Origin of the sequence: Sphingomonas sp. 2378, from assembly GCF_038084995.1 — a bacterium.
Lineage (GTDB): Bacteria > Pseudomonadota > Alphaproteobacteria > Sphingomonadales > Sphingomonadaceae > Sphingomonas.
Genome location: NZ_JAXCMJ010000020.1, coordinates 15,051 through 27,338 on the forward strand (window position 1 = coordinate 15,051; position 12,288 = coordinate 27,338).

At 66.6% G+C, this 12,288-nt stretch carries 12 protein-coding genes; 6 read left to right on the forward strand and 6 right to left on the reverse strand.

What is annotated here, in order from left to right; all coding sequences use genetic code 11:
- Positions 1-192 precede the first annotated feature (192 nt).
- Together SM191_RS11335 and SM191_RS11340 are read right to left on the reverse strand one after the other, a co-directional pair.
- Positions 193-2,022: an ABCB family ABC transporter ATP-binding protein/permease gene (locus SM191_RS11335; protein WP_341506293.1), complete on the reverse strand. Its 1,830-nt coding sequence runs from the start codon at positions 2,020-2,022 to the stop codon at positions 193-195.
- Between the two features lie 219 nt (positions 2,023-2,241).
- A complete protein-coding gene (locus tag SM191_RS11340; protein WP_341506294.1) occupies positions 2,242-4,209 on the reverse strand; it encodes a S9 family peptidase in 1,968 nt (655 codons plus the stop codon).
- A gap of 121 nt (positions 4,210-4,330) precedes the next feature.
- Between SM191_RS11340 and SM191_RS11345 the strand changes: the two genes are divergently transcribed.
- Complete coding sequence (locus SM191_RS11345) at positions 4,331-4,561, forward strand: hypothetical protein (RefSeq protein WP_341506295.1); 231 nt, start codon at positions 4,331-4,333, stop codon at positions 4,559-4,561.
- 211 nt (positions 4,562-4,772) lie between these two features.
- On the opposite strand, the gene SM191_RS11350 is transcribed toward SM191_RS11345, so the two are convergent.
- The 3 genes from SM191_RS11350 to SM191_RS11360 form a co-directional block, all read right to left on the reverse strand.
- Positions 4,773-5,723 carry a phytoene/squalene synthase family protein gene (locus SM191_RS11350; RefSeq protein ID WP_341506296.1) on the reverse strand — a complete coding sequence of 317 codons (951 nt, stop codon included), beginning with the start codon at positions 5,721-5,723 and terminating at the stop codon, positions 4,773-4,775.
- Positions 5,720-6,301: an LOG family protein gene (locus tag SM191_RS11355; protein WP_307002875.1), complete on the reverse strand. Its 582-nt coding sequence runs from the start codon at positions 6,299-6,301 to the stop codon at positions 5,720-5,722. Before SM191_RS11355 ends, SM191_RS11350 begins: the two co-directional genes overlap by 4 nt.
- 114 nt (positions 6,302-6,415) lie before the next feature.
- Positions 6,416-6,700 carry a CsbD family protein gene (locus SM191_RS11360; protein WP_341506297.1) on the reverse strand — a complete coding sequence of 95 codons (285 nt, stop codon included), beginning with the start codon at positions 6,698-6,700 and terminating at the stop codon, positions 6,416-6,418.
- Positions 6,701-6,847: 147 nt separating this feature from the next.
- Here SM191_RS11360 and recQ point away from each other — a divergent pair, with 147 nt between their 5' ends.
- From recQ to SM191_RS11385, 5 genes are all read left to right on the forward strand, one after another.
- Positions 6,848-8,617 (forward strand): DNA helicase RecQ, encoded by a 1,770-nt coding sequence (gene recQ / locus SM191_RS11365; RefSeq protein ID WP_341506298.1) that lies wholly within the window; start codon positions 6,848-6,850, stop codon positions 8,615-8,617.
- 13 nt (positions 8,618-8,630) lie between these two features.
- Entirely contained in the window at positions 8,631-9,155 is a 525-nt protein-coding gene (locus SM191_RS11370; protein ID WP_341506299.1) for a GNAT family N-acetyltransferase, read from the forward strand.
- Positions 9,156-9,497: 342 nt separating this feature from the next.
- The gene (locus tag SM191_RS11375; protein ID WP_341506328.1) at positions 9,498-10,253 is read left to right on the forward strand and encodes a sterol desaturase family protein; all 756 of its coding nucleotides are present in this window, start codon (positions 9,498-9,500) and stop codon (positions 10,251-10,253) included.
- A complete protein-coding gene (locus SM191_RS11380) occupies positions 10,234-10,617 on the forward strand; it encodes a DUF2141 domain-containing protein (RefSeq protein ID WP_307002883.1) in 384 nt (127 codons plus the stop codon). The genes SM191_RS11375 and SM191_RS11380 overlap by 20 nt, the downstream gene beginning before the upstream one ends.
- 71 nt (positions 10,618-10,688) lie before the next feature.
- The gene (locus tag SM191_RS11385; RefSeq protein ID WP_341506300.1) at positions 10,689-11,573 is read left to right on the forward strand and encodes a MipA/OmpV family protein; all 885 of its coding nucleotides are present in this window, start codon (positions 10,689-10,691) and stop codon (positions 11,571-11,573) included.
- A gap of 136 nt (positions 11,574-11,709) precedes the next feature.
- Here the strand turns inward: SM191_RS11385 and SM191_RS11390 are convergent, their stop codons facing one another.
- On the reverse strand, positions 11,710-12,222 hold the full coding sequence (locus SM191_RS11390; protein ID WP_341506301.1) for a hypothetical protein: 513 nt from the start codon (positions 12,220-12,222) through the stop codon (positions 11,710-11,712).
- Between the last annotated feature and the right edge of the window lie 66 nt (positions 12,223-12,288).

Sequence of the window (12,288 nt, forward strand, 5' to 3'; positions counted from 1 at the left end):
CGCTCAGGCTGAACGGGGGGGATAGGAAGTTGGCACCGTCCCACGGATCGATCCGGGTGTTCCCACCATGCCTCGGCGTCTATCACGGCGTTGGACTCAAGATGATCCTGGGCTGGACCGCCGTGGCGCGGATCGCATTCGGTTCGGCAAATCCGGTTGCGCTGCCGCTGACGCCCTTTGCTCGGCGGAGGATCACGCCAGCAGCGCGTCTTCCTCTTCCGCCTGCTCCACCTCGGCGGCCTGGCGGGCCCACATCTCGGCATAGAGGCCGCCTTTGGCCAGCAATTCGCCATGGGTGCCGCGCTCCGCCACCCGGCCGTCGTCGAGGACGACGATCTGGTCGGCATGGACGATGGTCGACAGCCGGTGCGCGATGACCAGCGTGGTCCGCCCGCGCTCGATCGCCTGGAGCGTCGCCAGGATATCCGCCTCGGTTCGGCTGTCGAGCGCGCTGGTCGCTTCGTCCAGGATCAGGATCGGCGGGTTCTTGAGCAGGGTGCGCGCGATGGCGACCCGCTGCTTCTCGCCGCCCGACAGCTTCAGCCCGCGCTCGCCGACGCGGGTGGCATAGCCCTGGGGCTGGCGTTCGATGAAGTCGGCGATCGCCGCGCCCTTCGCCGCCCGTTCGACCTCGGCCTGGTCCGCGCCCTCGCGGCCATAGGCGATGTTGTAGCCGATCGTGTCGTTGAACAGCACCGTGTCCTGCGGCACGATGCCGATGGCCGCCCGCAAGCTGTCCTGCGCCACGTCGGACACCGGCTGGCCATCGATGGTGATCGCGCCCTCGCTCACGTCGTAGAAGCGGAAGAGCAACCGCGCGAGCGTCGACTTGCCCGCGCCCGAAGGCCCCACCACCGCACAGGTCGTGCCCGCCGGAATGTCGAGGGTCAGCCCCTTCAGGATGGTCCGCTCCGGGTCGTAACCGAACACGACATGGTCGAACCGGACATGCCCGCCCGTCACCCGCAGCGGCGGGGCGCCGGGGGCGTCCACCACTTCGGCGGGCGTGTCGATCAGGTCGAACATCGCGCCCATGTCGATCACCCCCTGGCGGATGGTGCGATAGACCATGCCCAGCAGGTCGAGCGGCCGGAAAAGCTGCGACAACAGGGTGGAGACGAACACCACGTCGCCGGGCGAGGCCGCGCCCCGGCTCCATTCGCGCGCGACCCAGGCCATGGCGAAACCCAGCATCAGGCTGGTGATCGCCGCCTGCCCGACATTGAGCCAGGCGAGCGAGTTTTCCGACTTGGTCGCCGCGCGGGCATAGGCGGCGACGCCATTCTCATAGCGCCGGGCTTCCCGTTCCTCGGCGTTGAAATATTTGACCGTCTCGAAATTCAACAGCGAGTCGACCGCGTGCGCCACTGCGCCGGTGTCGAGATCGTTCATCCGGTTGCGCAGCGCATTGCGCCAATCGGTCACCTTGCGGGTGAAGATGATGTAAAGGACTACCATCACCAGCGTGGTGACGACCAGCACCGGCCCGAAGCTGCGCCCGAAGATAGTCAGGACCAGCGCCAGTTCCAGCACCGTCGGCGCGATGTTGAAGAGCAGGAAATAGAGCATCGTGTCGATGCTCTTGGTCCCGCGCTCGACCACCTTGGTCACCGCCCCCGTGCGCCGCTCCAGATGGAAGCGCAGCGACAGGCGGTGAAGATGACGGAACACGTCCGCCGACAGCCGCCGGGTCGCGTCCTGCCCGACCGTCTCGAACACCGCATTGCGCAGATTGTCGAACAGCGTCGTCCCGAACCGCGCCGCCGCATAGCCGATGACCAGCAGGACGACGAGCATCACCGCGCTGCGGTCGCCCCCCGCCATCCGGTCGATCGCAAATTTCAGCGTATAGGCCGCGCCCAATACCTGAATCAGCTTGGACACCACGACCAGCGCCATCGCCGCCACGATCCGCACGCGCAAGGCAGGGGCTCCGGCGGGCCAGAGATAGGGGAGGAAACGGCGAAGCGTCGGGATCAGCGGCCGGTCAGGCGTACCGGCGGTGGAGTCGAGTGGCGGCATGTCCCCCCCATGTCGGCGGATCGGGGGCGAAGTTCAATGGGGGAGCGTTTGCGGGCCGTATCGCTTGCGGCCCTGCCCTCCCCCAGCCCCTCCCGCCTGCGGGAGGGGAGTTTTGTGGGAATTATGGTGATCGTTTGCCTCTGGCCGCTCCCCTCCCGCAAGCGGGAGGGGCTGGGGGAGGGTTCTCGCCACAAGCGACACCCTCCCGAGTTCACCCCCTTACAACCCCTTCACATACTCCGCGCCATGCTTCAGCTGCGCGGTCGAGCCCTTTAGCGTGTCGCCGATCGGCTCCGCCCGCCCGCCAAGGCAGGGCGCGAGGAAATTCTCGGCCACCGCGTTGAAGGCGATGTTGTTGGCGGGCCGCGCAAAGCCGTGGCCTTCGTCGGGGAACAGGACATAGGTGACGGGGATGTTCTTCGCCGCCATCGCCGCGACGATCTGGTCGCTTTCCGCCACATTGACGCGCGGGTCATTGGCCCCCTGCCCGATCAGCAACGGCTTCTTGATCCGGTCGACGAAGGTCAGCGGCGAACGCTCCTTGAGCAGCGCGCGGCCCTCTTCGGTCGTGGGGTCGCCCATCCGCTTGTAGAATTGCTGCTTGCCCGCTTCCCAATAGGGCGGGATCGTCTTGAGCAGAGTGAACAGGTTGGACGGCCCGACGATGTCGACGCCGCACGCGAATTTGTCGGGCGTGAAGGTCAGCCCCGCCAGCGTCGCATAGCCGCCGTACGAGCCGCCCATGATCGCCACCTTGTCGGGCGTGGTGACGCCCTGCTTCACCGCCCAGTCGACCGCGTCGATCAGGTCGTCATGCATCTTGCGGCCCCATTGCAGGTCGCCCGCCGAGATGAAAGTCTTCCCGAAACCGGTCGAGCCGCGATAATTGACCGACAGCACCGCATAGCCGCGATTGGCGAGCCACTGGTGATAGCTGTTATAGCCGAACCCGTCGCGCGCCCAGGGTCCACCATGGACGAACAACACCATCGGCACCGGCCCGGTCACGCCCTTGGGCCTGGTCAGATAAGACACCAAAGTCAGCCCGTCGCGCGCGGGGATTTCCACCGCCTCCATGGGCACGAGCGGCGCATCGGCCAGTTCGGGGCGGCTGACGTAAAGCTGGGTCAGCTTTTTGCCCTTGCGATCGTATAGCCAGGTGGAGGCGGGTGCGGTGACGGGATCGAATGTCACCAGCCATTTGTCATCGGCATCGGTGCGCGACCCGATCGAGAATTCGCCCTTGTTCTGCGCCTTCAGGAAAGCGAGGTCCGCCTTCACCGCGTCACCGACCGGCACATAGTCGCGCTTGAGGTAATTGACCGAATAGGCTTCGACACGCCCGGTCTTGGGATTGAACAGCCCGCCGCCGACATCGGCCTTGGGGCTTTCGCCGATCACCGCCATCTTGCCGCTGCCCATGTCCTGCGCCATCAGCGCGGCGGTGTTCCGGCCCCGGCTGTCCATCCAGTAAAGCGTCTTGCCGTCCACCGTGAAGCCGAGCGGCGAGGTGGTCAGCGAATCGTCCAGCCCGAACTGCACGACCGGCGTCGCCTCGACGGTGGTGCCGTTGACGCGGTAATAGTCCGAACCGCCATCGGGCCGCGCCTTGGCCGCCATCCGCAAGCGCAACTGGTCGTCGGCGAGGAACCCGGCATAGCCGTCATTCTGCATCACCTTGGTCAGCGCGCCGGTGGTCAGGTTCAACTCGTACACGTCATGCCAGCGCGGATCGCGATTGTTGACGCCGACCAGGATGCGGTCCTTGATCGTCTCGCTGGTGCCGATGATTTCGACGCGGGTCTTCTCGAACGGGGTCAGCGCCTTTTGCGCGCCGGTCGCGACGTTGACGCCGTAGAGCAGGAAATTCTCGTCGCCGCCCTTGTCGTTGACGAACAGGATCGACTTGGAGTCCGGGGACCAGAAGGTCTGGCGGATCGGTCGCGCCTTCTCGGCGGTCAGCGGCCTGGCCTGATCGGGCGTCGCGATCGGCGCGACCCAGACGTTGAGCACTCCGTCGCGCGGCGCGATATAGCTGATCCATTGGCCGTCCGGGGAAAGCTGTCCGCCGATGCGGGTCGGATTCCCGAACAGCTTGGTCCTTTCGATCAGCGGCACGTCCGCCGCCATCGCCGATTGCGCCACCATCAGCGCGGCCCCCGCCGCGAGCAAAGCCTTGAACCCCATCTCATGCTCCCATCATGAACTGTGTTGGTGGAGCATGACAGTCCCATCTCTACCCGGCAAGCGCAAAATCGGAACAACCCGCCGCACCCTTGCGTTCTGGAAAACAAGTGGAGGCGGTTAAATGGAACCGATTTTCTATGTGATGGCGATCCTCGGCTGCGGCGATGGCAGCGTCGATTGCACCGAAGCGCGGATGGTCCCCGCCCGGTACGAAACCATGGCGCAATGCCGCGCCGACCTCGCCAACCGGATCGCCGCCAATACCGATGTGCCCTATCCGGTGATCGGTGCGGATTGCCGCCGCATGGGCGCGCAGATGGCGAAAGCGGAGCGGAAGCCGTCCAGAGGGTAATCCCCTCCCCCGTTCAGCCTGAGCGAAGTCGAAGGCCAAGGGAAACCCTCGCGGCAAGGGTCGTAGCGTACGCTTCGACTTCGCTCAGCGCGAACGGGGCTGGGGATTGTCACGCCCGCCCCACTATCCGCCTTCGTCTCGACGGCAAAAACTATCGCGGCCGCATCCCTTGGCCTTCGACTTCGCTCAGGCCGAACGGAGGGGGTGGAGCCTATCGCGGCCGCGTCCATAGCGCCGGATCGCGCGGAGTGATCGTCATCTTGTCCCGCCGCGCCGCCAGGACACTCGCACCGGCCATGAAGCGCAGCTTCTCGGCCTTGCTGGTGCCGACCCGGCTGTCCCAGGCCCCTCGCCCGCGCCGCGCCACCTTGCGCCCGATCGCGCCATAGATCGCCGCCGCCGACAGCACCGCCCAGGCCGAACGATAGGATAGCGCGGGCACCCCCATCCGCGCACTCGCCTCGAACCGGGCCGCCTGGTCGGTCAGGCGGCGGGCCAGCGCGCTCAGGCCGGGCCGGTGCGAGGGCGCCATGATCGCGTCGGGGGATATGCTCTTATAGGCCAGCCACTCGCGCGGCAGATAATGCCGCCCCGCGCCCGCATCCTCGGCAATGTCGCGCGCGATATTGGCAAGCTGGAACGCCATGCCCAGGTCGCAGGCGCGGTCGAGCGTCGCCTCGTCATCGGGCGCGACCCCCATCGTCACCGCCATCATGCAGCCGACCACGCCCGCGACATGATAGCAATAACGATAGAGATCCTCCTCCGTCTCGGGCCGCCAGTCCTGCGCATCCAGCCCGAACCCGGCGATCAGGTCGCGCGGCCAGCGATGCGGCATGCCCGTCTCCGCCGCCACGACGCGCAACGCGTCGAAGGCGGGGTCGCCGACCACCTGCCCCGCCAGCGCCATTTCGGTCTTTTCGGTCAACTCCGCCAAGCGCGCGGGCGCATCGGCCACGCGGGTCATGCCATGGCCATGATCCTGCCCATCGGCGATATCGTCACAGCGGCGGCACCAGGCATAGAGCAGCCACGCCCGCGCGCGCGTTTCGGGATCGAATAGCAGGCTGGCTGCCGCGAAACTCTTCGAGCCCTTCGCGATCGACGCCCGCGCCGCCGCCACCAGCGCGTCGCGCTCGGTCGGGGCGGCGGTGTCGCTCACAGATCGCCCGCGTTCATGCGCACGATGGGCTGGGTCGGCACATGTTCGGTCATCTTCGCCAGCAACCCGTCGAGCGTCGTATCGACGATCAGCAATTCGCGGTGCTGCGGCCGGAGGAAGCCGACCTCGCCCATCTTCTCCCAGAAGGCGACGAGATGGTCGTAATAGCCGCCCGTGTTGAGCAACCCGACCGGATCGGCATGATAGCCGAGCTGCGCCCAACTGAGCGCTTCCCACAATTCGTCCATCGTGCCGGTGCCGCCCGCAATGGTGATGAAACCGTCGGACAGGTCGGTGAACGCCTTCTTACGCTCATGCATGCCGGGCACGACATGGAGTTCGGTCAGGCCGCGATGCGCGACCTCCGCATCGACCAGCGCCTGCGGGATGATGCCGATCACCTCGCCACCCGCCGCCAGCGCCGCATCCGCCACCGCACCCATCAGGCCCAGCCGGCCACCGCCATAGACGACGCCGATGCCGCGCTCCGCCAGGCCGCGTCCGACGCTACGAGCCGTTTCGATGTAAAGGGGATCGCTGGGGGTCGCCGACCCGCAATAAATGGCCAATCGCTTCATGCGCCATGCGCTAGGCCAAGCCGCCGGACGGAACAAGCGGGCAAGCGCCCCGCCACGCCCGTCGCGCGTCGATTATGGAAGGGGCGACGCGGGCGCAGCCGCCCCCTCCTGAAATCACTTGCCGCGCAGCGTATTCAGCAGCGCGATACCCAGCACGCCGCCCAGCGCCGCCGAGGCATAGGGGCGATCCTTCACGAACTGGCGCGCCTGGTCGATCAGCGGGCGGACGGTCTGGTCGATGCTGGTCTTGGCATCGCCGAACGCCTTTTGCGTCTTGCCGCTCAACTGTTCACCCTTGCCCTCGGCCTGCATGGTCTTGTCGCCCATGGCCGTGCCGATGCCTTCCTTGACCTTGCCGCCAAAATTGGTGGCAGCACCATCGATCGTGTCGGTGTTCATGAAACATCTCCTCTTGGGGATCAGGGATGATGGAGATTGGAAACCCCGCAGGACGCCGATGTTTCCCGGCCATCGTCGCGGGAAAGGCGGCAGGACCGAAAGCCGAGCCCCTTTCCCCGCCCCCGCCCGGACGCTACATGCACCCCGATGGTCGCCGACCCCCTTGCCAAGCTCCACGAAGTTTTCGGGTACAGCCAGTTTCGCGGCGTGCAGGAACAGGTGGTGGACCGTGTCCTGAACCGGCAACGCACATTGGCGGTCATGCCGACCGGGGCGGGCAAGTCGCTCTGCTATCAGTTGCCCGCCGTGATGATGGACGGATGCTGCGTCGTGGTCAGCCCGCTGATCGCGCTGATGCACGACCAGTTGCGCGCGGCCGAGGCGGTCGGCATCCGCGCCGCCACCTTGACCAGCGTCGATCAGAATCGCGGCGAGACGATGGCCCGCTTCCGCGATGGCCGGCTCGACCTGCTCTATGTCGCGCCCGAACGTGCCTCGTCGGGGCATTTCCGCGAGTTGCTCGCCTCCGCGCCGCTCAGCCTGTTCGCGATCGACGAAGCCCACTGCGTCAGCGAATGGGGGCACGACTTCCGCCCCGATTACCGGCTGCTCGAACCGTTGATGGATGCCTTCCCGGAGGTGCCCCGGCTCGCGCTGACCGCGACCGCCGATGCGCATACCCGCGCCGACATCGCCAAGCAGTTGGGCATTCCGGTCGAGGGGATGATCGTCTCGGGCTTCGACCGGCCCAATATCCGCTATGCGATCAGCCCCAAGGCCAATGTGAACCTCCAGATCGCGCGGGTGGTCGCCGACACGCCCGGCCCCGGCATCGTCTATGCCCAGACGCGCGCCGCGACTGAGAAGCTGGCCGAGGCGCTGGCGCGGACCGGCCGCCCGGTGCGCGCCTATCATGCCGGGCTCGACCCCGCCGTGCGCGCGAAGAACCAGGCCGATTTCGTGGCGAGCGAGGACATGGTGATCTGCGCCACCGTCGCCTTCGGCATGGGGATCGACAAGCCCGATGTCCGCTTCGTCGCCCATGCGGGCCTGCCCAAGTCGATCGAGGCCTATTATCAGGAGACGGGGCGCGCTGGGCGCGACGGCGATCCTTCGGTCGCGCATCTCTTCTGGGGCGCCGACGACTTTGCCCGCGCCCGGCAACGCATCGCCGAGGTCGAACCCGAACGTCAGCCGGGCGAGCGGGCGCGCCTTTCGGCCCTGGGTGCGCTGGTCGAGACGGGCGGGTGCCGCCGCCGCATCCTGCTGCGCCATTTCGGCGAGGAGCTGGCGGAGGATTGCGGCAATTGCGACAATTGCCTGGGCTCACCCGATGCGGTGGATGCGACCACCACCGCGCAGAAATTCCTCTCCGCCGTGTTCCGCACCGGCCAGATGTTCGGCGCGGGCTATATCGAGCAGGTGCTGACCGGCCAGTCGACCGAGCGCAGCCTGATGAACGGGCATGAGGCGCTGTCGGTGTGGAACATCATCGACGGGGACGAGGTCGCGCTGATCAAGCCGGTCCACCGCGCGCTGCTGCTGCGCGATGCGCTGCGCACCAATCATCATGGCGGGCTGGAGTTCGGCCCCGCCGCCCGCGCACTGATCAAGGGGGAGGCGCGGCTGTCGCTGGTGGTGCCGCCCAAGCGCGAGCGCAAATCCCGCCGCACCGCGCCGGTCGCCGCCAACCCCGCGGACAATCCGCTGTTCGAGGCATTGCGCGCCAAGCGCCGCGAACTGGCGCAGGAGGCGGGGGTGCCGCCTTATGTCATCTTTCACGACTCGGTGTTGCGCGACATAGCGGCGCAGCGACCGAACAGCCGTGCCGCGCTGTCGCTGCTGTCCGGCATCGGGGCGCGCAAGCTCGATGCCTATGGCGAGGCGTTTCTGGCGGTGATCCGCGAAATGGGATAGTAACGGCTGCGTCATGACTTTTACCAGCCCCGCCCCGACCCTGACGACCGAGCGGCTGACGCTGCGTGGCCATCATCCCGACGATCTCGACGCGCTGGCGGCGATGTGGGCGGACCCCAGGGTCTACGCGATGATCGGCGGCAAGCCGCGTCCGCGCGAGGAGGTTTGGATCCGGCTGCTCCGCTCGATCGGGCAGTGGACCGCGTTCGGATACGGTGCTTGGGTAGTCTGCGACCGCGCGACCGGCGAGATTCTAGGCGATATCGGCCTCCTCGAGTCGCGACGCGCGATCGTGCCCGAACTCACCGTGCCGGAGACAGGCTGGGCGCTGGCCGCCGCCGGGCATGGCCAGGGCTATGCGGTCGAGGCGATGCGCGCGGTGCTCGACTGGGCGGATGCAAAGGGTTTGGCGCGGACTTGCTGCATCATCGATCCGGGAAATAGCGCCTCGATCCGGCTGGCGGCAAAGCTGGGATATGGCGCGCCGGTCGAGGGGATCTATCACGAGCGACCGATCCTGATCTTCCATCGGGGCTGATACTCCCCTTCGCGCCGAGCACAGTCGAAGCACAAGGCTATTTGTGGATAGGATCGGGCATGGGCTTCGACTGCGCTCAGCCTGAACGCAGGGTGGAAGTAGAGTTCGCGCGGAGGCGCGGAGAGGAAGCGCCCGGCCGACAGGTCGCTTCTCACCGGCGACGGTGCGGCAAGGTGCAACGTCGAACGGACACCTGACGCCGCCGCACGGGCAAACCTCTCTGCGCCTCCGCGCCTCCGCGCGAACAAAAGGCCGCCTATCCGACGATCACGGTTCAAGCCCCGCCTCCGATAGGGTACAGTCCCGCCCGTGACGCTTGCCCTGATCCTGTCCGCCATCGCCATGACGCTGATCGTCGGTGTCCGCTATCTGCTCGCCTCGGGGGCGTTCGCGCTGGCGACGCGGGCGCGGCATCCCGATCTTTATGCCGGGCTCGACCCGCAGATCCGGCGGGAGATCGCCTGGAGCCTGGCCTCCGCCGCCATTTACGGCATTCCCGCCGGGATCGTTGCCTGGGGATGGCAGAATCGCGGCTGGACCCGGATCTATGCCGACGTCCATGCCTATCCGCTCTGGTATCTGCCGGTTTCGGTGCTGCTCTATCTGATCGCGCACGACACCTGGTTCTACTGGACGCATCGCTGGATGCACCGCCCGGCGATCTTCAAGCGCGCCCATGCCGTCCATCATGCCAGCCGCCCGCCCACCGCCTGGGCCGCGATGGCCTTTCATCCGATCGAGGCCGTGACGGGGGCTGTGGCCATTCCGCTACTGGTCTTCGTGATTCCGATCCATGTCGGCGCACTCGGCTTGGTCCTGACGATCATGACCGTTATGGGCGTCACCAACCATATGGGGTGGGAAATCTTTCCCCGCTTCATGTGGCAGGGGCACCTGGGGGGGTGGCTCATTACCGCAAGCCATCATCAACGGCATCATGAGCAATATGGGTGCAATTATGGACTCTATTTCCGCTTCTGGGATCGACTCTGCGGGACCGACCGGGGACTCGGCGATTTCGCGCGTCCCCATGCGCAGGCCGCGCGTCGCGCTTCTGTTACTGGCCGCCCTGCCGTTGATGAGCACCGCGCCGGTTAGCCGGCTGGACATCGGGATCGACAATCTGCGCTCGGGCAAGGGGATGATCCGTCTGTGCCTGACCGCCGACCCGGACAATTTCCCCGCCTGTGTCGACGATGCCCGAGCGATGACGCGCTCCGTCCCCGCAGGCCAGAAGGCCTTGCACCTCGACGGCCTGCCGCACGGCGATTACGCCGCGGCCGTCATCCATGACGAGAACGGCAACGCCAAGCTCGACACGCTGGCGGGCATTCCGCGCGAGGGCTTCGGCTTTTCGCGCAACCCGGCGATCCATTTCGGCCCGCCGCGCTTTACGGCGGCCCGCTTCAGCCTGGATTCTGTGGCCGAAACACAACAGATTCGGATGCGTTACATTTTCTGAATGACGGAACCGGAGCGAAATCCTCACCCTGGCGTTCCATTTCGGATAATTCATTCAGGGAGTTTTCCGTCTTGCGCCTTTTTCCGCGCGTAATCGCCCCGCTGATCGCCACGGGTGCGCTGTCCCTGTCGCTGCCCGCCTGGGCGCAGGATACGACCGTTTCCAGCAACCCCGCCGCCGCCGAAATGGCGGGGCAGATGGGCAAGAACACCATCACCGTCGGGCTCGGCGCGGCCTATCTGCCGGATTATGAGGGGTCGAACGACTATAGCCTCTCCCCCGCGCCCGCCGCGCTGGCCTATATCGACGGGCACACCATCACGCTGATTGGCAATCGCCTTTCGGTCGACCTGATCGGCGACAAGAACAACCGCGAGTGGGATTTCCAGGCGGGTCCGATCGGCGTCGTCAATCTGGACCGCACCGCCCCGTCGCGGATCGACGATGCCCGCGTCCGCGCGCTGGGCAAGATCGGCGCGGCGGTGGAACTGGGCGGCTATGTCGGCATCGGCAAGGTCGGCGTGGTCACCAGCCCCTATGACCGGCTGTCCGTCTCGGTCAGCTATCGCCATGACGTGACCGGGGTGCATGACAGCGGCATCTGGCAGCCTTCGGTCAATTACTTCACGCCCCTGTCGACCAAGGCGGCGGTCGGCCTGTTCGCCACCGCCGAACATGCTGGGCGCGGCTATGCCCGCCGCTATTTCTCGATCGATCCGAACCAGAGCGTGGCGAGCGGCCTGCCCGTCTACAACGCGCGTTCGGGGTGGAAGGACTGGTCGGTTGGCGGCCTCGCCACCTATTCGATCACCGGCAATTTGCTGAAGGGGTGGAAGCTGGTCGGCGGCCTGACCTATGGCCGGATGGTCAACGACTTCGCCGACAGCCCGATCGTGTCGCAGGCCGGTTCGCGCAGCCAGTGGCTGAGCGCGCTGGGGGTCGCCTACACGTTCTGAACCCTATCCTCCCCGGCACGGGGAGGGGGACCATGCGAAGCATGGTGGAGGGGGATCGCCGCACAGGCTGTCCTATGAGGAAGCCCCCCTCCGTCAGGCCTTCGGCCTGCCACCTCCCCGTACCGGGGAGGATTTCTCACTCCTGCGGGCATTCCCCCGGCTGGGTCACCGGCGCGCCGCCCATATACCATTGGCTGCGGTCGCCCATCGTCTCGCGATCGTGATAGCAGACCCGCGCCTTGGACGATTGGGTGTCGATCTCGACCGTCCAGTTGTTGTCCGAACAATCATGCGGGGTGCAGCCATGCGCCGCGATCCCTTGTTCCCCCCGGCGGAAGATCGGCACCGTCACCGCGCCGCGCGACATGATCCGCTGGATCAATTGCTGATTGCCCACCGCGTCGTGCAGCGCGCTCGCCACCTCGGTCCGGTCGAAAAAGGCTACGCCGTCGACCGCGTCGTTGGGATAATGGCCGATATAGGCGGTCAGCGGATTGACCTGCGCCACCCCCGCCACCGGCGTGGGCCGCGCGGTGCCGGGCGGGGTGAAGTTGCCCGGCGCGACGTCCGAATCCGCATCCCCTTCCCGACTGCCACAGGCCGCGAGCGCCAACAGGGCCATGGGGGCAAGGAAGGCAAAGCGGCGCATCTCTCTCTCCTGAAAACAATCGCTTTTGACGGGAACGCTTTGACCGCATGGCCGGTTGCCAAGGCG

Bases quoted from the DNA above. Each gene is read 5' to 3' on its own strand.
- SM191_RS11335 (WP_341506293.1), bottom strand. From the start codon at position 2,022: ATGCCGCCACTCGACTCCACCGCCGGTACGCCTGACCGGCCGCTGATC.
- SM191_RS11375 (WP_341506328.1), top strand. From the start codon at position 9,498: ATGACGCTGATCGTCGGTGTCCGCTATCTGCTCGCCTCGGGGGCGTTC.
- SM191_RS11360 (WP_341506297.1), bottom strand. From the start codon at position 6,700: ATGAACACCGACACGATCGATGGTGCTGCCACCAATTTTGGCGGCAAG.
- SM191_RS11380 (WP_307002883.1), top strand. From the start codon at position 10,234: ATGAGCACCGCGCCGGTTAGCCGGCTGGACATCGGGATCGACAATCTG.
- SM191_RS11370 (WP_341506299.1), top strand. From the start codon at position 8,631: ATGACTTTTACCAGCCCCGCCCCGACCCTGACGACCGAGCGGCTGACG.
- SM191_RS11355 (WP_307002875.1), bottom strand. From the start codon at position 6,301: ATGAAGCGATTGGCCATTTATTGCGGGTCGGCGACCCCCAGCGATCCC.
- SM191_RS11340 (WP_341506294.1), bottom strand. From the start codon at position 4,209: ATGGGGTTCAAGGCTTTGCTCGCGGCGGGGGCCGCGCTGATGGTGGCG.
- recQ (WP_341506298.1), top strand. From the start codon at position 6,848: ATGGTCGCCGACCCCCTTGCCAAGCTCCACGAAGTTTTCGGGTACAGC.
- SM191_RS11345 (WP_341506295.1), top strand. From the start codon at position 4,331: ATGGAACCGATTTTCTATGTGATGGCGATCCTCGGCTGCGGCGATGGC.
- SM191_RS11390 (WP_341506301.1), bottom strand. From the start codon at position 12,222: ATGCGCCGCTTTGCCTTCCTTGCCCCCATGGCCCTGTTGGCGCTCGCG.